Genomic DNA, 21,176 nt, shown 5'->3' with positions numbered 1-21,176 from the left:
TTAAACTTAGCATGCATGTATAAATTCAATCGCCTTTACTTGGTGGCATTTATGTGGTGGCTTCTGTGTAGCAATGTTTTTGCACAGTCTGTACAGGCTCCAGCCTTGAAACTGTGGTATACAAAGCCAGCTGACAATTGGAATGAAGCTTTGCCTCTCGGAAACGGGCGCATCGGTGCGATGGTCTTCGGAAATCCTGAGCGTGAGCAGCTGCAGCTAAACGAAGAAACAGTTTGGGCGGGTGAGCCTGGCAATAACACGAACACAGCATTAAATAGTGCACTCCCCGAAATACGCAGGCTGGTTTTTGAAGGGAAGCATAAAGAGGCGCAAGCACTGGCGCTGGAGAAAGTCCCCAGGCATGCTCCTGCCGACAACAACTATGGAATGCCTTATCAGCCCGTGGGGGATTTATTTTTAACTTTTCCCCATCATGATACCGCACAAGACTATTACCGTGACCTGAACATTGAGCAGGCTGTAGCCTCTGTGTCTTATAAAGTGGATGGCGTTACTTTTAAAAGGGAGATGTTTACGTCTTTTCCTGACGAGGTGATTGTGGTTAGGTTAACCGCCGACAGGCCGAAAAGCATCACCTGTACGCTCAGCATGAATAGTCCGCACAAGCAATACACAGTGGCAGCAGCACAAAACAAGCTGGTATTGGCAGGCGTTTCAGGCGATGTAGACAACAAAAAAGGGAAGGTTAAATTCCAGGCGCAGGTACAACCTGTAGTGGAAGGAGGAAACGTTTCTGCTACGGACACTTCGCTGCAGATTACAGGTGCCGATGCTGTTACCATTTATATCTCGATGGGTACAAACTTCAGAAGCTATAAAGATATAAGTGACAATGAAGCTGAAAAAGCAGCGAAATACCTGAGCGGGGCCAGCAGGAAGAAATATGAAAAGGCAAAGGAAGCCCACATCAAAAGCTACAGAAAGTACTTCGACAGAGTATCCTTAGACTTGGGCGTAACCGAGGCGGAGCAGCAACCTACTGATGTACGCCTGGCTGCTTTTGCCAACGGAAACGATCCGCATCTGGCGGCGCTATACTTTCAGTTCGGCAGGTATTTACTTATCTCCAGCTCACAGCCTGGTACCCAGCCTGCCAACCTGCAGGGTATCTGGAACGATAAAGTCTCGCCGCCCTGGGACAGCAAGTATACTGTCAATATCAACACAGAAATGAACTATTGGCCTGCGGAAGTAACGAACCTGCCAGAGATGCACGAACCGCTCTTTGCCTTGCTCAAAGACTTAGCGGAGACAGGCAAAGAAAGTGCCCGCACCATGTACAAGGCCAGAGGCTGGAACATGCACCACAACACCGACATCTGGCGCATGACGGGTCCTATAGATGGCGCTTTTTACGGACTTTGGCCGATGGGAGGAGCCTGGCTTACGCAGCATATCTGGCAGCATTACCTTTTTACAGGCGATAAGAAATTCCTGAAGGAGATGTACCCTGTGCTGAAAGGCGCAGCCCTGTTTTATGTAGATGTATTGCAGGAGGAACCCTCTAGCAAGTGGCTGGTAGTAGCACCGTCCATGTCCCCTGAAAACGCGCACCAGAGCGGTGTTTCTATTGCGGCAGGCACTACTATGGATAACCAGCTGGTATTCGATGTTTTTTCCAACATAATTCGTGCAGCGGAGGTATTGGGCACAGACAAAGCTTTTGCGGATACGGTGAAAGCAAAAAGAGACAGGCTGCCGCCCATGCAAATAGGGCAGCATAACCAGTTGCAGGAGTGGATGCACGACTGGGACAGAACAGGCGATAAGCACCGCCATGTGTCGCATCTCTATGGTTTGTACCCCAGTAACCAGGTGTCTCCGTTCAGCAACCCTGCCTTGTTTGCTGCCGCCAGAAATTCGTTAGTGTACCGTGGAGATCGGTCTACAGGTTGGTCTATGGGTTGGAAAGTGAATTTGTGGGCAAGGCTGCTGGATGGGAATCGCGCCTATAAACTTATCCAGGACCAGCTAACGCCTGCTGGCAGCGAGGCCTCTGGAGAAGGGGGAGGCACTTACCCGAACCTCTTCGATGCGCACCCGCCTTTCCAGATAGATGGTAACTTTGGGTGTACGTCTGGTATGGCCGAAATGCTGGTGCAGAGTCACGATGGGGCTATTCATTTGCTTCCTGCGTTGCCAGACGCCTGGCAATCTGGTGAGGTGAAGGGGCTGGTGGCAAGAGGTGGTTTCGTGCTGGACATGAGCTGGGAGAACGGAAAAGTGAAAACACTAACGGTGCATTCAAATCTGGGAGGAAACTGTAGAATCCGTACTTCAAGCCCTTTAACCTTGGCTGGAAAAGGCGAGTTGAAGCAGGCCCAGGGAGAGAATGAAAATCCTTTTTACCGAGCAGCTGCGGTGAAAGAACCTTTGGTTTCAGCAAAAGCAGATTTGCAAAAATCGGACATACCCAAAGTGATTGAAGTAGATTTAACCACAAAAAAAGGCAAGGTATACCAGCTTCAGATGAGGTAAGAAGCGCCTTTTACAATATTTTATGATAAAAAATATCTTTAACATATGGGTTGCTTGCTTCTTCGCCTCTTTGTGCTGTGTGAGCAGTACCTTACAGGCTCAGGAGCAACCTAAATCCGATGTAGGAAATTTTTACCCCCTGCTGGATGCCTACTCCAGCAAAAACAACAGCCGCTTGTCTTACCTGTCAAGAAACTGGCGGAGTGTGGAGAAGTGGCGGAAAACAGCCAAAACAAAACTGAATGAGCTGCTCGCTTTCAATCCTGAACCGGCACCGCTCAACTCTGAAATTTTAAGCACTACGAAGCGGGAAGGCTACACGCAGTACCTGGTGCGCTATAATGTCAACGCTTTGCAGAAGACGGAAGCCTTCCTGCTTGTACCTGATAACATAACCAAACCAGCGCCTGCCGTTATCGCGTTGCACGACCATGGCGGGTTTTACTTCTTCGGGAAAGAGAAACATACGCTAACCGATAATCAGCCGGACATACTGGAAGCGTATGTGCAGAACCTGTATGAGGGCCGGTATTATGCGGATGAGCTGGCGAAGCGTGGCTTTGTGGTGCTTTGCCCTGATGCTCCATACTTTGGATCTCAAAAGCTGGACCCGGCACTGCTGACAGATGCAAAAGGATACGACAAGAAAGTGGAAGGGGCCAGCGAAAGCGAGCGCATCCAAATCTACAACAAGCAGGTGGCAGGGCCGAATGAAGTGGCGATGAACAAAACCATCCTGACCTCCGGCACTACCTGGCTTGGCATCATCGCCCAAAACGACAGAGTAGCCATAGACTTTCTTTTGTCCCGGCCGGAGGTAGATCCGGAGCGAATTGGCTGCATCGGCCTGTCCCTGGGCGGCTTGCGCAGCACTTATTTGTTTGGCCTTGACTCACGGATAAAGACTGGTGTTATAGCGGCATTTTCCACTACGTATGAGCAGATGCTGCAGCAACACGCGCACCATACCTGGATGATGTATGTGCCGCGGCAGTACCAGTTCCTCGATTTGCCTGATGTCGCTTCTCTGAATGCACCGCGCCCCCTGATGGTGATGAACTGCAAACAGGACAAACTTTTCAGCCTGACCGGGATGCAGGCTGCCGAAGAAAAACTCTCCACCATCTATTCCAGTATGAAAGCCCCGGAGAACTTTGCAGTGAAGTACTACGATGTGCCGCATTCTATGACCATCGCGATGCAGGAAGATGCCTTTGCCTGGCTGGAGAAGTGGTTGAAGTGATCTTCCGCTGACTTTCTGAAAGAATCTTGTTTGAAGGAAGGCTAACCTTATCTTTAAGAAGTAGAATACGCTGATACATAACGACTCATTTTATGAAACTAGAACATTTTGCACTGAATGTGGAAGCGCCTGTAGCAATGGCGGAGTGGTATGTGACGCACCTGGGCCTGAAGGTTGTAAAGCAGTTAAAGGAGCCGCCGTATATGACGTTCCTGGCTGATGACAGCGACAGAATCATGATTGAAATCTACCTGAACCCTGCAGATGAGGTGCCGCCCTATAGAGACATGAACCCGTTGCTGGTGCACCTTGCCTTTGTTTCCGAAGACCCTGCACTTGACAAAGAACGGCTGGAAAAAGCAGGAGCCAGTGTCGTGTCTGATCAGCGCCTGGAGGATGGCTCACACCTGGTGATGCTTCGCGACCCATGGGGGCTTGCCCTGCAGCTTTGTAAAAGAGGCACTCCCATGCTGGCAGCAACTGAGAGGCGATAAATTTTAGCATCGACCTAATCCCCCGAAAATGAAATTAGTCCGCTCTTCAATTCCTTTTCTTGCTTTTATACTTATGTCGGTATTCTCTTCCTGCAGTAACAGTAGCAATACAGCCAATCAATCTAAGGCAGCAGCCTCCACTGATGCCTGGGAACATGCCGCTGAAGTTCTGACGCAGATTGTGCCGCCCACTTTTCCGGATAGGGATTTCAACATCATGGCGTATGGTGCCCTGGCAGACGGAAAGGCGGATAATTCTGCAGCCATAAAAGCGGCTATAGAGGCTTGTAACCAGGCAGGTGGCGGACGTGTGGTAGTGCCGGCAGGGAAGTACCTGTCAGGTCCGATTTACCTGGAGAGCAACGTAAACCTGCACCTGGAGAAGGGCGCCACTATCCTGTTCTCCACAAATCCAAAAGATTACCTGCCGTTGGTGTATACCCGCTGGGAAGGAGTGGAGCTGATGAATTACTCGCCCCTGATTTACGCCTTCGAAGAAAAGAACATTGCTGTAACAGGCGAGGGCACCTTAGATGGTCAGGCAAATGAAACCAACTGGTGGCCCTGGAAAGGAAACAAAAAGTATGGCTGGCAAGCAGGTACACCAAACCAGACCGACGACGATAAAAGAGCCGCCTTGTTCGAAATGGCAGAGAATAATGTGCCTGTCAGCGAGCGTCAGTTTGGAGAAGGTTTTTACCTGCGCCCGCAGTTCGTACAGCCTTACCGCTGCGAGAATGTGCTGATAGAGGGCGTCACCATCATCAACTCACCCATGTGGATACTGAACCCCGTGCTGTGCACGAATGTAACCATACAGCAGGTAACCGTCGAGAGCCAGGGGCCAAACTCCGACGGCTGCGACCCTGAATCCTGTAAAAACGTGCTTATCAAAGACTGCTACTTTAACACCGGAGACGATTGCATTGCCATAAAATCCGGCAGAAATGCCGATGGCCGCCGTATTAATGTGCCAAGCGAGAATATCATCATACAGGGTTGCTCGATGGCCAACGGACATGGTGGCGTGGTCATCGGGAGCGAGATATCAGGTGGTGTGCGGAACGTGTTTGCGGAGGACTGCACCATGAACAGCCCTTTGCTCGACAGAGCGCTGCGCATTAAAACAAGTTCTATGCGTGGTGGGGTGGTAGAAAACGTATACCTGCGCAATATAGAGGTGGGGCAGGTAGCAGAGCAGATAATCCGCGTCAATATGTTCTACGAAGACGAAGGCCCTTACCTGCCTACTGTCCGCAACATCGAGGTAAAGAACATGACGGTAAAAAATGGTGGCAAAGTGGGGGTGCTCCTGGAGGGTTACGAGCAGTCGCCGGTAGAGAACCTGCGCCTGATAAATGTAAAGATAAACAAGGTAGATGTGCCTTATAAATTCTCTAATGTAAAAGATGTTTTTTTCAATGATGTCATCATCAACGGGGAACAGATTGAATTTGAAGAAACGCCTGAAGTACAGGACTAGGGGCTATCGGTCACCCTTTATACCTTGATTTTTCACTCAAAACACGGAGCTTATAACTATATAAATTCCAACTGCAAAGCCCAGCACAGTTTCAACTCTAAGTAGGGCATATCCAAATCCAGGTTTTCTTAGGTTTTTTACCAGGGCATATCCAAAACCTGCCGTAACAAGTATGCCGAGCACTAATTCAAAAATATTCATAGTCTTATTTGATATTCATAACTGATTTCTTTAATAGTATCTCCATCTTCCATCTAACCGTACGATTGCCATTCAAAGCTTATACTTATTCTGATAAAGCAATTCGTAGTTTTAATTTCACTTATATACGTGAACACCCAAAAAGCTTTTTTAGATTGAGCAAAGGAATCAAGCGCTACAAAAAGCGAAGCCAGCAAAATCGAATGAGGACTAATCAGCCACTTGTTTAGCTTTAAAAGCGCCTGGTGCCACGCCATAGTACTTCTTAAACAATTTGTTCAGGTGGCTTCCATCTGTAAAGCCAAACTCATAAGCAATTTGGGAAATACTCCTGTCGCCGGATTGCAGGCGGCTTTCAATCATCTTCAGCTTATACTTCAGAATGTACTGCTGCAGCGATTCTCCTGTCTGCTTTTTAAAGAAGATACTGAGGTAACTGTTTGAAAAGTTGAATTTCTCTACCAGCCGCTCCATGCGCAAGGCCTCAGGCTCGTAAATATGCTGGCTGATGTACAGCATGATGTCTTCTATCAACTTCGAACTCTTCGTTTTCTTTTTGTCAATTAACTTCTGCCGCACCATGTTCCTCGCCAGTATGCCGAGCATCGCCTGCATGATGCTGTGCATAATGAGTTCGTAGGAGCTTTCTCCCCGGTTGCTGTATTCATAAAGCAGCACCGACAGCAATCGGTCGAGGTGCTCCTTTTCTTCGCTGTCTGAAACAATTGTTCCCTGGCATTGATAAGGCGAGTTCAGGATAAACGCTATTGTCCGCATGTAGTCAGGCACCTTCAGTAAAGTCTCGTCTTTTATATAAACTTCTGTAAAGCGGATGTAGCAGAAGGTAGTATGCTCCTGAATATCAAAGTAATGGTAGTCTTCTGGTCCGAGTAAAAACACATCACCGGCTGTGTACAAAACAGTGTTGTTATTTATCACATGCAACCCACGCCCACTCCTGATAAAGATAATTTCAAAGTAAGAATGCTTATGAACCGGGTGCTCCCATTTACTGGTGTCGAACAGGTAAATATTGAAGGGTTCATACTGGATATAGCGTCTCATAAAATGAAAGTACAAATAAGTAGGCAGATTTACCATAGAACAATGGATTTGTACAAGGTTATGAGGAGCTCCCTTTTCTACTTTTGATAACGCTCACAAACCTTCAGGTGAAGCAGCTCTCTACCTGGCCACTAGGCACGGGAAACTGTTCCGTGTCGCACAGTGGGTGTGATTGGCTCACTTAAAACCCAGGTGGAATTATCCTCCAGGGCCAAAGTGAGAAGTGCTAGTGAAGTTTGAATCCTGTTAAAACAAAATCTAAAAAAGTATGAAAAACATATCTGGAGTTTACAAGAGCCTGGCAGCCTGCGCCTTTATCTTTATTTGCGTGTTCGGCATCAGTTCTTTCAATACAGAAGAAAAATGGGAGCCGCTACTGGATAAGGACCTGTCGCAGTGGGAAATGTATTTAAGCTACCGGCACAAGGACGGCTACAACGGCGAAGCGCCAAAAGAGGAAGACGGAAGCATCATACCTCCCATTGGGTATAACAAGAACATTAATAATGTATTCTCGGTGGTAGAGGAAGAGGGCGAGCCGGTCCTGAAGGTAAGCGGTGAAATTTATGGATGTGTCTACACCAGGCAGGAGTTCGAAAATTACCATCTGAAGCTGAAAGTAAAGTGGGGCGACAAGAAATGGGTGCCAAGAACAAATAAACTGAAAGACTCCGGGGTGCTGTACCACTCCATTGGCGAGAGCGGGAAGGATTACTGGCGGGCCTGGATGCTCTCACAGGAGTTCCAGATAATGGAAGGGCACATGGGCGACTACTGGACCATCGCTTCCTCCGCGATAGATGTGCGTGCCTATATACCGGAAGGTGACATGAACACCGTAGCCAGCACAAAGCAGCCTTTCCTGCCGCTTGGCGCAGGCACAGACCTGAGCGGGTTCTGCCTGCGCAGCGAAGACCACGAGAGCCCGGCAGGGGAGTGGACAGATATAGAATTGGTTTGCTTCGGGGACAAAAGCCTTCATATAGTGAACGGGCACGTGGTGATGGTGCTTCAAAATTCCCGCTACATGGACAATGGCAAACCCAAACCCCTTACCAAAGGAAAGATACAGCTACAGAGCGAAGCCGCCGAGGTATACTACAAAGATATCAATATCAGAAGCCTGGAGGAACTGCCCCAAGAGTACGCCGCCTATTTTAGCAAGTAATCAGGGCTGCACAAAGCCGTACTCAGGCCGCCTTAGTCCCAGCGGAACGACTTGTTAATAGCATGATGAAGTAAGCACTAAAGCCCCGGCGGAGCGACCTGTTAAGAAGTCACGAACAGGTCGCTCCGCCGGGGCTATATTGATTTACAGCGCTTGCCAGTTGCTGAAAACTGATGAAGCTCCTGCTTTTGACTGATGCCGGTCATCAGAATCCTGTATTCGCTGGTATACCTTTATGCTGTAAATCAGTAAGATAAGTTAGGAACTGACCCGAGGTATTTCACTTAACATCAGCAGCAATGAAAACTATCCTGGTACCTGTAGATTATTCTCCCGATTCAAAAAGTGCGCTACTGTATGCGCTGAAGCTGGCGCAAAAGGCCGGCCTGAACGTTGTTATATTTCATGCCTTTCACCCCATGGTGTCGCCTCCTGCAGCCTACGATATTCCATCTGTTATACCTGCGCTGGAAAAGGAGAAGGTCCTGGAGTTGGAACAGTATGTAAAAGACAGTAAGCGCGATCAGCCAGAGGACATTGTTATCAATTATACCTGTGTAGAGGGGGCTGGGCAAAGTGGAGGTTCTCCAAATCATGCCATTGCAATAGAAAAAGGGCCTCGTGAAAGGTATGCGAGCCGTGTTACCTATGTAGCTAAAATGGGAACCGTTTATGAGCAGATCATGAAGGCGGCAGAAGCGAACAAAGCTGACATCATCGTAATGGGCATGCAGGGTGGAGGAGCCCTAAGTCAGGTTCTGATCGGTAGTACCACCGTTTCTGTAATGCGCAACAGCAGGGTTCCTGTGCTGGGAGTGCCGCTGGGTGCTAAGTTTTATGGATTTAAATCGGTAGTATTTGCGGCAGACCTGGGCAGGCAGCCCAATAGGTTCCTGCTTGCAAAGCTGCAGGAGTTCGTAAAAACCTTCCGGTCTAAGCTTCAGGTGCTGCACATAGACAAGCATCATGGCCTGCAGCCTGATGATGAACGTTTACAGCCTGCACTGGAACAACTTGACGAGCAATTGAATGCTATAGATTTTAAGGTGATACTGCAACAGCGGGTGGATGCGGCAACAGGCATACAGGCGTACCTGCAGGAGCATAAACCAGACTTGCTCATACTAAACCCGCAGAAGCACAATGTTCTGCAAAGGCTTCTTGATAAAAGCGTTACATCTAAAATGATCGCCTATAACCATCTGCCGCTGCTTACGCTACCTGTCACTGAGGCCTCCAACCAACCCTTAGTAGAGGAAGAGCTGGAGAGTACAGGTGATCGTGGATGATGAGCTCCTGCACGAATCCTGATGGTGCATAATCAAAACAAAATAAAAAAGCCCTGCCTTTACCGACAGGGCTTTTTTATTGCCGCTGCACCCTATGAGATAAAGGGAGTAGTAATGCCAACTCACATAAAGCCCCTTCGATAAAAATATAGGTGACTTATCAAGTATAAGTATATCTGTTGGCACGAAGTGAAGGTGTTTCCAGTCTTTGTGTTGAGCGCCTTGTATTTGTTGCGGTGCTGAGCGATAGCGAGGCAGCCGGAGCAGAGCTAAAGAGGCCCCCTACCCCCGGCAGCTTCAAATGCACAGCGCGCTGCACAAAAGAGGGCCCCTACCCCCAAGACGAGGCCTCTCGGCCTTGAGAGCTAAGACTAACACAATGAAACAGTAGGTCTAATGCCGCTGGATGAACAGGCACTACGGCAGCTTCGGCGGATTTGAAAATTCACCAACATTCTGGAATCTGCTTCATAAGATTCGGTATAAAATGAATAGGAACAGGTCTTGGTTCAACTTCAAAAAGGCGGTGAAGCAGGTTGTAATTCTTGCAAATGATTAAGAAAGTGACTATTATGATGTAGCAAATCTATGGCTGCGGTGCACAGCTGGTAACCTGTACCAAACTCTGAAAGCAAAGAAGCAGCTGGCATCCGGATTACCTTTGCTATCGGCAGTTGAGTGCTGGCCGAACAAAGGAAGCAAGAATGTAAAAGTACCAGTTAGAATTGGCTGGTTATACCATACCCGAAACACGCCTATGAAGAAGCACACTTTGTTTACCCTTATAGCTGCCATAGTAGCCTCCACCCCCATTGTAGCACAGGAACTGCCAAAGCCCGAACCCCGCCAGCTGGAGTGGCAACAGCTTGAAACTACCGCCTTCCTGCACTTCACGGTAAACACCTTTACCGGAAAAGAATGGGGCGACGGAACAGAGAGCCCGCAGATCTTCAACCCGAAAGACTTTGATGCGCGAAAGATTGTCAAGACCTTGAAAGACACAGGTTTCAAAATGGCCATCATCACGGCCAAGCACCACGACGGCTTCTGCCTCTGGCCATCAAAATACACAGACCATACCGTTGCCAGCAGCCCCTGGAAAAACGGCAAAGGCGATGTAGTAAAAGAAATTGCGGATGCCTGCCAAGAGTACGGGATAAAGTTCGGCTTTTACCTCTCCCCCTGGGACCAGCATGAGGAACAGTATGGCACGCCGTCTTATAACGCCTTTTACAAGAACCAGCTGCGCGAATTGCTGACGAACTACGGAGAGGTGTCAGAGGTATGGTTCGACGGCGCCAAAGGGGATAATGCCAAAAATATGGAATATGATTTTGACGGGTATTGGCAGTTAGTGCGTGAATTGCAGCCAAAGGCCGTCATGTTCTCGGATGTGGGGCCTGATGTGCGCTGGGTTGGAAACGAATCCGGAAACGCAGGCGAAACATGCTGGTCTACGATTGACACAGTGGGAATGGCACCCGGAAAGGCAGACCCGAAATACCTGAACGTGGGCGACCCGGAGGGCAGTTTGTGGATTCCGGCGGAGACGGACGTATCTATTCGGCCGGGCTGGTTCTATCATCCGGAAGAAGACAGCAAAGTAAAATCAGGAAAGCAGCTGGTGGACCTCTACTATAAGTCAGTAGGCAGGAACAGTTTACTCTTGCTGAACATCCCGCCGAACCCAAAAGGCCTTTTCGCAGAACAGGATGTGCGCAGCCTGCATGACTTCAGGAGTATCCTGGACGAGACTTTTCGTGAGAATCTGGCTGTAGGAAGAGTCACAAAACAGTTAACCGACCAGAAACTCACTACTTACATCACCCTAAAAGAAAAGCAACCCTTGGTATGGGATTTCCAGAAAGAAATAGCTTTTGACAGAGCCATGTTTCAGGAGAACATCGCAGAGGGACAACGGAATGTAACTGCTTTAATGGAATACTGGGACGGCAAGGCATGGCAGCAGGTCGACCAGTTCACCACCATCGGGTATAAGCGGCTGCTAAGGTTTCCGCAGATCAAAACTTCCAGAGTCAGGATAACCGTGTTGGAGGCGAAGCAGCCGGTGCAGTTAGCCGAAGTGGGTTTTTATAAAGCCTCCCCAAGAGAATAGCTTACCGGTAAAACAAAGTGTTCCACCCTTTCAATGTAATCTTCCATGAGTTCAAGACGAGATTTTATGAAGAAGTCTGCGGCCACCATCGCCGCTTTCACCATTGTTCCACGCTTTGTGCTGGGGGGCAGGGGCTACGTGGCGCCCAGCGACCAGTTGACCAAAGGTGTCATCGGCGTGGGTTCCATGGGCCGCAACCACTTCCCCTACGGCGACACCCGGGTGGTGGCTGTGTGTGACGTGGACCAGAACCATCTGAAGAAAGCAGTGGAGATGGTGGGGAAAGGGGTGAAGACCTTTACCGACTATCGGGAGCTGATACAGCTGCCGGAGGTAGACATCGTGCACATCGCCACCCCGCCGCACTGGCACGGCCTGATGGCAGCCGACGCGGCCAGAGCCGGCAAGGATATCTGGTGCGAGAAGCCCATGACCCGCACCATCGGGGAGGGCAAGCGCGTGGTGGAGGCTGTGCAGCAGCACGGCCGCATCTTCCGCCTCAACACCTGGTTCCGGTTCGAGGATATTTTCTACGGCATGGGCACCCCGGTAAAGCCTATCAAGAAGCTGGTGGAAAGCGGCATGCTCGGCTGGCCCCTGAAAGTGACGGTGGGCCGCGGAACGGGCTACGACTGGAAGTTCTACTGGGTAGGCAAAACCAGCCTCGACCCCATGCCGGTGCCGCAGGAACTGGATTACAACATGTGGCTGGGCCCGGCCCCCTACAGACCTTATAACCCGCACCGGGTGCACGGCACCTTCCGGGGCTACTGGGACTATGACGGCGGCGGCCTCGGCGACATGGGGCAGCATTACATGGACCCCATCCAGTACTTCCTCGGAAAGGACAACACCAGCCCCGTGTCGGTGGAGATTGACGCCCCGCAGCAGCACACAGACGCCGTGGGCACCTGGCGCCGCATCACCTATACCTACGACGACGGCTGCCAGATTATCCTGGACGGCGAGGGCAAGGAGGAGAACATCCCTTACATAGAGGGGCCCAACGGAAAGCTTTACCCCGGCTTCCGATCCGATATCCCGGACCTGCAGCGGAAACTGGCTGCCTTCCCCGACCCAGAGCCGCAGGTGACGGACTTTGTGGAGGCGGTAAAGAATCGCAAAAAGTTTGCCCTCAACGAAGAAAACGGCCACCGGTCCTGCACGCTCGTGAACATGGGGCTGGCGGCGCTGCGCCTGGGGCGCTCCCTGAAGTTTGACCCGGTAAAGCAGGAGTTTATCCAGGACGAGGCGGCTAACCGTTTGGTCTACCAGCCCATGCGCTCCGACTGGACACTTGTTTAATTGAACTTTCAGCTAATATAAAGTAGGATAATATCGAACAGGACGCTCTAAAGCCAATAAAAATATGAGAAAAACAGCACTACTGCTCCTTGCCCTGGTTACTGTCAGTACCCTGGCCCTGGGGCAACGAAAGGACGACCAGCGTACACTCACCACCAAGATTGCTGACCTGCTGGCGGAGATGCCTGCCAGGGACAAGGAGCAGTTGGAGGCTAGTATGGGTGAGATGGCAGCCATGGGCCGGGACGGCCTTGTGGAAATGACCAGCCTGCTCTCCGCGCCCGGCAAGGGTGATAACTCAAAAATAGAGTTCGCCCTGGGCGGCTTTTCCTATTATGTGATGCAGTCGGCAAGGGAGGACTGGAGAAAGATGAGTGTGGACGCCTACTGTGCATCACTGGCGAAAGCAAGCGACGAAGAGAACAAGGCGTTCCTCATCCGGCAGCTTCAGATAGTAGGCAAAGACGACGCCGTTTCCTGCCTGCAGCCCTACCTGGGGGATGAGCGGCTGTGTGCTCCCGCTGCTGCAGCCCTGACCAGCATCAACACGGCCAGCGGCAACAGTGCTTTGCTGCAGGCACTGCAAAGCACCCAGGGAAGCTGCCGCTACGCACTGGTGGAGGCCTTGGGAGACACCCGACCTACAGCGGCAGTGGCTGCCCTTACGCCACTGGCAAGCAGCCAGGACGCGAAACTAAGGAAGCTCGCCCTCTACGCCCTTGCCAACATTGCGGACCCTTCTTCGGAGGCCGTGCTGGCGAAGGCAGCGGAAGAGGACAGGTTTACCTATGACAATGACAACGCCGCTGCCGCCTACCTGCTCTATGCCCGGCGCCTGGCAGAAAACGGACAGCAGCAGCAGGCAGAAAAGGTGGCGCAGTCGCTGCTGCAGCGTGCTGAAGAGCAAAGGCAGGTGCATACCCGCACCGCCGCCTTAAAACTGCTCTCCGAGCTACAGGGCGAGAAAAGCATGCCACTGCTCGTGAGCGCGGCCGGCGAAAGTGACCCCGAATACCGTGCTTCTGCCCTGCGTTTCGCCGCTCCCTATGTTAACCCCGCCACAACAGCTATGTGGGTAAAGAAACAGAAGAGGGCAAGCGCACCGGTGCGCGCAGACATTATTACAATGCTGGGAGACAACAGAGCAACGGCAGCTTTGCCCACAGTTAACAGAGCGCTGCGGAACAGGAATGACGAGATAAGACTGGCAGCTGTTGCAGCAGCCGGTAAAATCGGGCAGGAAGAGGCACTTCCCCAGTTGCTCAGAGTCATGAGGAAAGGCAATCAAGAGGACGCCGTCGCCGTAAGGAACGCTTTGCTTATCATGAAAGGTGATGGCATGACGGATAGGGTAGCCGACGCCCTGCCAAAAATGCCTGCAGAAGGGCAGGCGGAGCTGTTGGCTGTGTTGGGTGCCCGCGCCGCGCATAACAGGATAGATGAAGTGTTCTCCTATGCTGAAAGCAACAACCCAACCGTGCGATTGGCAGCCTTGTCTGCACTCGGGCAAATGGCCAGGAAAGAAGATCTCCCCCGGCTGTATACCCTCCTGAACAATGCATCGCAGCCGGAGGAACTGCAGGCGGTGCAGCAAGCCGTTATCGCGGCCGTGCGGGAGTATGAGACGCAACCGCAGCAGGCTGAGCTGGTCCTGCAGCAAATGGCACAGACCCCTGCGGAAAAAAAGTCAGCCTATTTTGATATCCTGGCGGGTATCGGAGGGGAACAGGCGCTCCATACTGTTTCAGAGGCGTTCCGAACCGGTGATGCAGCTTCCAAACAGGCCGCCGTCGTGGCTTTGTCGGGATGGTCCGATGTAAGCGCGGCCCAGGAGCTGTACCGCATCAGTCGGGAACCAGAAAATGCTGCCTACCTTGATCCGGCATTGAAGGGATATATCCGCACCGTGAGCCTCTCCAAATACCCTGCAGACCAGAAACTGCTGCTGCTTCGTAACGGGATGGAGCTTGCCAGAACCAAAGAGCAGAAGCGGCTGATACTGCAGCAGGTGGAGCGGAACAGGACGTTCCCGGCGCTGGTCTTCGCCGCGAAGTACCTTGACGACCCTGAACTGCAGCAGGAGGCTGCCCTGGCGGTGATGAACATCGCGCTGTCGAACAAGGAGTTTCAGGGTGATGTGGTACGGGAGCACCTGACGAAGACGATGCAGGTGCTGGAAGGGCCTGACAGTGAATACCAGAAGGAGGCTATCAGCACGTTTCTGGCGGAAATGCCGGAGGGAGAGGGCTTTGTGTCGCTGTTCAACGGAAAGGACCTGACCGGCTGGAAAGGCCTGGTGGAAGACCCCATTAAGCGCGCGCAGATGGACAGCAAAACGCTGGCCCAGAAGCAGGCGGCGGCCGACGAGGAAATGAGAAGAGACTGGAAAGTAGAAAACGGCGAGATAGTTTTTGTCGGCAAAGGATACAATAACCTTACGACAGAGAAGAAATACGGTGACTTTGAGATGTTCGTGGACTGGAAGATATACGACGACGGCAGCGGGGAAGGAGACGCCGGCATTTACCTGCGGGGCACGCCCCAGGTGCAGATGTGGGATACCTCACGCGTGGATGCCGGGGCACAGGTAGGTTCGGGGGGGCTGTACAACAACAAGGTGAACCCAAGCAAGCCGCTGAAGGTAGCCGACAACCCGCTGGGCGAGTGGAACAACTTCCGGATATTGATGCAGGGCGACCGTGTGACAGTGTACCTGAACGGAGAGCTGGTGACGGACAACGTGATGCTGGAGAATTACTGGGACAGGGGCATGCCTATCTTCCCGGAAGAGCAGCTGGAGTTGCAGGCACATGGTTCCCCGGTGGCTTACCGGGACCTGTACATCCGTGAGATTCCCCGCGCCAAGCCTTTTGAGCTAAGTGCCGCCGAGAAAAAGGAAGGGTTTAAGGTACTGTTCGACGGCACCAACATGCACAACTGGCAGGGCAACACAGCAGACTACGTGACTGAGAACGGTGAGATGGTGGTGCGGGAGCCAAAGTTCGGCAGCGGGGGCAACCTCTATACCAGGGAGGAGTATGGCGACTTTGTGTTCCGTTTCGAGTTCAAGCTGACACCTGGCGCTAATAATGGCCTGGGCATCCGCACACCGCTGGAGGGGGATGCTGCCTATGTGGGCATGGAGCTGCAGATATTGGACAACGACGCTGATATTTACAGGAACCTGAAAGAGTACCAGTACCATGGCTCCGTGTACGGTGTGATACCGGCCAAACGCGGTTACCTGAAGCCGGTGGGGGAGTGGAACTATGAGGAAGTGATAGTGCGGGGCAACAAAGTGAAAGTGATTCTGAACGGAACGACTATCCTGGATGGAGATATCGCAGAGGCCAGCAAGGGAGGCACATTAGATGGCGAAAACCACCCCGGCCTGAAACGCGCGAAAGGGCATATCGGCTTTCTTGGCCACGGCTCCACTGTCTGGTTCAGAAATATTCGGGTAAAGGATTTAGGTAAAAACAATAAAAGCATCTAGGCAGCGCCAGTACCTGGTGCACCTTAATAAAGCTGAAGCCGGAGCAGGTAAGACTGCTCCGGCTTCAGTATTTAGGAAAGTAAACTTTAACTAACAGCCACAACCTCAGCTGCCAGAAACTCTTCTACTTTGTCTACCATGTCTGGCGAACCGATAACCAAAGGGCAACGCTGATGCAGTTCCGTTGGAGTCTTGTCCAGAATCCGCTCAGAACCATCTGTTGCTTTGCCTCCCGCTTGCTCTATGATCATGGCCAGGGCATTGCACTCATACACGAGGCGCAGTTTACCGTTTGGCGATTTGGCTGTTGGCGGGTATAAATAAATCCCGCCCTTCAGCAGGTTCCGGTGGAAGTCTGCCACCAGCGAGCCAATGTAGCGGGCTGAATAGTGCTGCTCTTTGCAATAACTTAAATAAGCTTTGATTCCATCTGGAAAGCTGTTTACATTACCCTCATTGCAGGAGTAGGTTTTGCCATCCTGCGGGGTTTTTATGTTCGGATGAGACAGGAAGAACTCGCCGAGCGACGGCTCGTAAGTAAAACCATTCACGCCGCAGCCTGTGGTGTATACCAGCATCGTAGAAGAGCCATAGATGATGTAGCCGGCTGCCACCTGCTTTGTGCCATCCTGCAGGCAGTCTTCGAGCGTGCCGTCTTCCCCGGTGTCAGACAGCCTCCTGTAGATAGAGAAAATAGTGCCTATGGCAACATTCACATCAATATTAGAAGAGCCATCGAGCGGGTCCATCGCTACGATGTACTTGCCCTTTGTGTTACCCGTCTGAATGACAAGGTCTTCTTCCTCAGATATAACGGTACATACTTCTCCGCCATTTCGCAGCGCCCTGATAAAACGAATGTTGGCAATCACATCCAGTTTCTGCTGCTCTTCGCCCTGCACGTTCTGTTGCCCAAAGTTACCGGTTACCCCCAGCAAACCAGCACGGTTTATCTCGCGGTTCACTATTTTGGTTGCCAGGGCAATATCCCGGAGCAACTGCGACAGTTCGCCGGTAGCATAGGGGAATTCCTCTTGTTTTCGCATGATAAACCTGTCGAGGGTTGTTCCTACAGGTAATGCCAGTTGATCATCCATAAGTTGTTTTTTTGAGCTATCTACATTTTATTTAAAAGCACAGTGCTTATAGTATTAAGGGTTTGCTGTTTTGCCGAAGCATATTACCTCGACAACAGCAGGTGTCAGGTCTATTCCGAGCAGCTTTGCCCTCATGAATTAGCCATCAATGTTGACTCTATACTCTTATTTTAAGAATAAAGATTCTTGAAAATTAACTAAAGAGAAATGCCTCTCTTCCAGGGTATAAAATCATCCTGCCCCAACTGCACAGCTTTTGGCTGAACCTTGCCGCTGGCTACTTCTATAATTAAATCCAGCATTTCAGCACCCATTTCCTCTATGTTTTTTTCTCCTGCAATCACAGGGCCTGTATCAATATCAATAATATCAGGCATGCGCTGCGCCAGCTTTGTGTTAGACGACACCTTAATGACCGGTGTAACAGGGTTGCCCGTTGGTGTGCCCAGGCCAGTGGTAAACAGGATGATGTTGGCCCCGGATCCTGCCATGGCGGTAGTGCTTTCCACATCGTTTCCGGGTGTGCAGAGAAGCGTTAGCCCCGGTTTAGTGGCATATTCACCATAATCCAGCACATCTGCCACAGGAGAAGTGCCTCCTTTCTTGGCTGCTCCGGCAGATTTAATAGCATCCGTAATCAAACCGTCTTTTATGTTTCCCGGGCTTGGGTTCATATCAAAGCCAGAACCTACTGCCTCTGCGGCATAAGCATAAGCCCGCATCAGTTGTACAAAGCGGTCTGCTGTTTTTTCGTCTACACAGCGGTTTATCAGTTCCTGCTCCACACCACACAGTTCCGGAAACTCTGAAAGCATGGACTTACCCCCCAGCGCCACCACCAAATCAGAGGCATGGCCCACGGCTGGGTTAGCGGATATACCCGAGAACCCATCGGAGCCGCCACACTCCAGGCCAACCACCAGCTTGCTAAGCGGAGCGGGCTGGCGCTCCTGCTTGTCCGCTTCTACAAGGGCAAGAAAAGTTTGTTTAATTGCCTTGGCCAGTAGCTCATGTTCCGTCCCTTCTTGTTGCTGCTCCAGCATAATGAGGGGCTTTGTGAAATTCGGGTCGAGTGCTCTAAGCTTCTCCTCCAGAATACTTGCCTGCGCATTCTGGCAACCCAAGCTTAACACGGTGGCTCCTGCCACGTTAGGGTTGTGGATATAGCCGGCCAGCAAGGCGCAAAGTGCTTCAGAATCCTGTCGTATACCGCCGCAGCCTCCTTCATGGGTTAAAAACTTAATGCCGTCGATATTCTCGAAGATGCGTTTGTGCCCGTTGGATGCGTGGTTTTGGAGTGGCAACTGTGCGATAGCGGCTGTGTTGCCTGCCTGGTACAGCTCCACCATCTGCTGCACATAAGACTTATAGATATCCTGGCGGCCAAAGCCCAGTTCTTCCAGAAAGGCCTGTTTGATGATATTCACATTTCTGTTTTCACAGAATACCAGCGGTATCACCAGCCAATAGTTGGCGGTGCCTACCTGTCCGTCGGCGCGGTGGTAGCCCTGGAAAGTTTTGTTTGCCCATTTCGACACGTCTGGTGCCCGCCAGCCTGTGGTTTTGGTTTTACCAGTAAAAGTGGAAGCCTGGTGCTTTACGTTTTCTATGGATATTCTGCCCCCTGCAGGAATTACCGTTACTGCTTTTCCTACAAGAGAACCATACATGATGATCTCCTGCTCAGGCAACATCTCCTGTTGGGTAAACTTGTGCTTGGCAGGCACATCCTCCACAAGGGTAATAGTTAAATCCTGATAGGCTACTGTATCACCTGCAGGCAAATCCGTAAGTGCAACCAGCACATTATCATCGGGGTGTATTTTTAGAATCTTCTGAGACATATTATATCCATTCAGCCTGCGCAATCGATTGCGCAACAGCAATTAACAAAATTTATCTGTAAAATAAGCAAATATTCATAATAATTTACAAAGGTAAGTAAGTCCTTAGTTACAGTTTACCAAGAGAAGAACTTATGTTCAACCTCATGAGCAGGTTGGTAACGCAGTGCGTATGGGAGGCTCCTTATAAATGATGTATCTATATATAACTTTACTATATAATATACGTACATCAATTCAATTCTTTAGTTTGTTAGGTTAGTTGAATTTGGTTTATTAAAAAGACCCTGGTAGTGAACGGCCAGGGTCTTTTGTTTATACTTGCTTGTAGCTCTCTCTCATACTTCAGAATAGCGATACAGCCGGAATTCAGAGTAGCTTGGAAATAATTTGGCCATGAGGGCGAAAGCACAGGATGTAGCACAGAAGCTTTAAACAGGAAAAGGATAGCCGCGGCTATCCTTTTCCTGTTTAAAGCTTCTGTTAATTTAAGGGAGGTTATGGCGTGACAGTTCCCTGCAGCAAGGTGCTGGTAATAAACTTGAGCTGCGTTTCTGCCGCCTTCGCTTCATACTGAATGTCTGTCAGGCGGTTGGCGGCAACCAGTTCGTTCCGCTGTGCCTCCCGCAGCTCAATGGCGGTGAGCAGGCCCAGGCGGTAACGTTCCAGCGCGATGGCTGCGTTCTCTTCTGCCAATAGTACATTCGACTCCTCCAGTTGCAGCAACTGCAGGCGGTTGCTGTATATGTTGTAGGCACGCGCCACTTCCGACTGCAGCCTGTTCTGCTCCTGCTGGTAGGCGAGGTTGGAGGACTCCATCGCTATTCTGGCATTCTGCGTTTGCCGCCTTACCTCAAAGCCATTGAAGATGGGCAGGTTCAGGCTTGCACCGTAGCTAAAGCCCACAGACTCCCGCACGTTTGTTCCTATTTGCTGGCCCACAATCGCAGGGTTCTGCTCAGACTGGTTTTTGCTGTAACTACCGTTCAGGTCTACAAAGGGCAGGCGCAGGTTCCGGGCAGCCCTCATGTTAAGAAGGGCAATCTCTCTGTCTACCTGAAGGCGCTGCAGGTTGATGTTGGCGGCCATTCCGGTGCTTATCTGGTCATACTGTATGGTAGGGTCTACTACAATAGAATCGGTGGGCACAAACTCAATATCGGGGTCGCGGCCGAGCAGTTGGTTCAGGTTAATTCTGGCGTTTTGGAGTGCCTCCTGCTGTAGCAGGTATTCGGAGCGGTCTGTATTATAGTCCACTTGGGCACGTAATATCTCCACCTTCGCGCTCACTCCCACATCATACTGCGCCTGCGTTATCTCCACACGCTGTTCTGAGATGGCGATGGCGTCTTCAAGCGACCTGATACGACGAGCCTGGCGCACTACCTCAAAATACGCATCGCTGACGGCAGCTAAAGAAGCCTCTATGGTAGCTTTTGTGAACAGTTCTCCGGACTTTTCGAGGGCTTGCAGGCGATCATAGGCGATGAACATGCCAAAGCCATCAAAAATTGTCCAGTTCAGGAACACCCCCATGTTGGTTTGTTGTGTTTTGAGGTTGTTAATTTCACGGGGCTCGTTATTGCTGAACTGGTCGCGGGTATCGTTTCGGTTATAGTTTCTGGTAAGGCGTCCGTCTACAGTCGGGTAAAAGCCCGCATTGCCCAGGGTTACGTTGTTTTCAAGTATCTGCTGGTCTGTAGTTGCAACTTTAATATCAAAGTTATTTTCTAAACCAATACGCAGCGCCTGCTCATAAGAGAGTTGTTCCTGGCTGAATGCTTTGCCTGGTAGTAAGAGTGCTGCAAAAGAAAGAAGCAGCACTGTAGCTTTTATGGAAGACATAAAAATTTTATGTGTTTATATGGAGTCTTAT

Annotated in this window: 14 protein-coding genes; 9 read left to right on the top strand and 5 right to left on the bottom strand. The window is 50.8% G+C overall.

Annotated features, from left to right (window positions below):
* Positions 1 to 15: 15 nt before the first annotated feature.
* The 4 genes from DXT99_RS09565 to DXT99_RS09550 all read left to right on the top strand — a co-directional run bounded on the left by DXT99_RS09565 (position 16) and on the right by DXT99_RS09550 (position 5,719).
* Positions 16 to 2,499, top strand: a complete 2,484-nt coding sequence (locus tag DXT99_RS09565; protein ID WP_115565455.1) for a glycoside hydrolase family 95 protein — start codon at positions 16 to 18, stop codon at positions 2,497 to 2,499.
* 79 nt (positions 2,500 to 2,578) lie between these two features.
* The gene (locus DXT99_RS09560; RefSeq protein WP_246000610.1) at positions 2,579 to 3,742 is read left to right on the top strand and encodes a dienelactone hydrolase family protein; all 1,164 of its coding nucleotides are present in this window, start codon (positions 2,579 to 2,581) and stop codon (positions 3,740 to 3,742) included.
* Between the two features lie 92 nt (positions 3,743 to 3,834).
* Positions 3,835 to 4,236: a VOC family protein gene (locus DXT99_RS09555; protein WP_115565324.1), complete on the top strand. Its 402-nt coding sequence runs from the start codon at positions 3,835 to 3,837 to the stop codon at positions 4,234 to 4,236.
* Positions 4,237 to 4,309: 73 nt separating this feature from the next.
* The gene (locus DXT99_RS09550) at positions 4,310 to 5,719 is read left to right on the top strand and encodes a glycoside hydrolase family 28 protein (RefSeq protein WP_115565454.1); all 1,410 of its coding nucleotides are present in this window, start codon (positions 4,310 to 4,312) and stop codon (positions 5,717 to 5,719) included.
* 36 nt (positions 5,720 to 5,755) lie between these two features.
* Here DXT99_RS09550 and DXT99_RS27000 read toward each other — a convergent pair whose 3' ends face one another.
* The gene (locus DXT99_RS27000; RefSeq protein WP_181885081.1) at positions 5,756 to 5,920 is read right to left on the bottom strand and encodes a hypothetical protein; all 165 of its coding nucleotides are present in this window, start codon (positions 5,918 to 5,920) and stop codon (positions 5,756 to 5,758) included.
* A 210-nt stretch (positions 5,921 to 6,130) separates the two neighbouring features.
* The gene (locus DXT99_RS09545) at positions 6,131 to 6,985 is read right to left on the bottom strand and encodes a helix-turn-helix domain-containing protein (protein WP_115565453.1); all 855 of its coding nucleotides are present in this window, start codon (positions 6,983 to 6,985) and stop codon (positions 6,131 to 6,133) included.
* A 268-nt stretch (positions 6,986 to 7,253) separates the two neighbouring features.
* Here DXT99_RS09545 and DXT99_RS09540 point away from each other — a divergent pair, with 268 nt between their 5' ends.
* The 5 genes from DXT99_RS09540 to DXT99_RS09520 all read left to right on the top strand — a co-directional run bounded on the left by DXT99_RS09540 (position 7,254) and on the right by DXT99_RS09520 (position 16,359).
* Positions 7,254 to 8,153 (top strand): 3-keto-disaccharide hydrolase, encoded by a 900-nt coding sequence (locus DXT99_RS09540; protein ID WP_115565323.1) that lies wholly within the window; start codon positions 7,254 to 7,256, stop codon positions 8,151 to 8,153.
* Positions 8,154 to 8,452: 299 nt separating this feature from the next.
* Positions 8,453 to 9,442, top strand: coding sequence for a universal stress protein (locus DXT99_RS09535; protein WP_115565322.1), 990 nt, complete (start codon positions 8,453 to 8,455; stop codon positions 9,440 to 9,442).
* 757 nt (positions 9,443 to 10,199) lie between these two features.
* Positions 10,200 to 11,558: an alpha-L-fucosidase gene (locus DXT99_RS09530; RefSeq protein WP_115565321.1), complete on the top strand. Its 1,359-nt coding sequence runs from the start codon at positions 10,200 to 10,202 to the stop codon at positions 11,556 to 11,558.
* 45 nt (positions 11,559 to 11,603) lie between these two features.
* Positions 11,604 to 12,863, top strand: a complete 1,260-nt coding sequence (locus DXT99_RS09525) for a Gfo/Idh/MocA family oxidoreductase (protein ID WP_115565320.1) — start codon at positions 11,604 to 11,606, stop codon at positions 12,861 to 12,863.
* A 64-nt stretch (positions 12,864 to 12,927) separates the two neighbouring features.
* Positions 12,928 to 16,359 carry a family 16 glycoside hydrolase gene (locus tag DXT99_RS09520; RefSeq protein WP_115565319.1) on the top strand — a complete coding sequence of 1,144 codons (3,432 nt, stop codon included), beginning with the start codon at positions 12,928 to 12,930 and terminating at the stop codon, positions 16,357 to 16,359.
* A gap of 86 nt (positions 16,360 to 16,445) precedes the next feature.
* On the opposite strand, the gene fbp is transcribed toward DXT99_RS09520, so the two are convergent.
* The 3 genes from fbp to DXT99_RS09505 form a co-directional block, all read right to left on the bottom strand.
* On the bottom strand, positions 16,446 to 17,456 hold the full coding sequence (gene fbp / locus DXT99_RS09515; protein ID WP_115565318.1) for a class 1 fructose-bisphosphatase: 1,011 nt from the start codon (positions 17,454 to 17,456) through the stop codon (positions 16,446 to 16,448).
* A gap of 197 nt (positions 17,457 to 17,653) precedes the next feature.
* The gene (locus DXT99_RS09510; RefSeq protein WP_115565452.1) at positions 17,654 to 19,300 is read right to left on the bottom strand and encodes a UxaA family hydrolase; all 1,647 of its coding nucleotides are present in this window, start codon (positions 19,298 to 19,300) and stop codon (positions 17,654 to 17,656) included.
* Between the two features lie 498 nt (positions 19,301 to 19,798).
* Positions 19,799 to 21,145: a TolC family protein gene (locus DXT99_RS09505; protein ID WP_115565317.1), complete on the bottom strand. Its 1,347-nt coding sequence runs from the start codon at positions 21,143 to 21,145 to the stop codon at positions 19,799 to 19,801.
* Positions 21,146 to 21,176 lie beyond the last annotated feature (31 nt).

The organism is Pontibacter diazotrophicus (genome assembly GCF_003367245.1).
In the GTDB taxonomy this organism is placed as follows: domain Bacteria; phylum Bacteroidota; class Bacteroidia; order Cytophagales; family Hymenobacteraceae; genus Pontibacter; species Pontibacter diazotrophicus.
The sequence above is the reverse complement of the archived record's forward strand: the minus strand, read 5'-3'. Positions and strand labels throughout refer to the sequence as shown.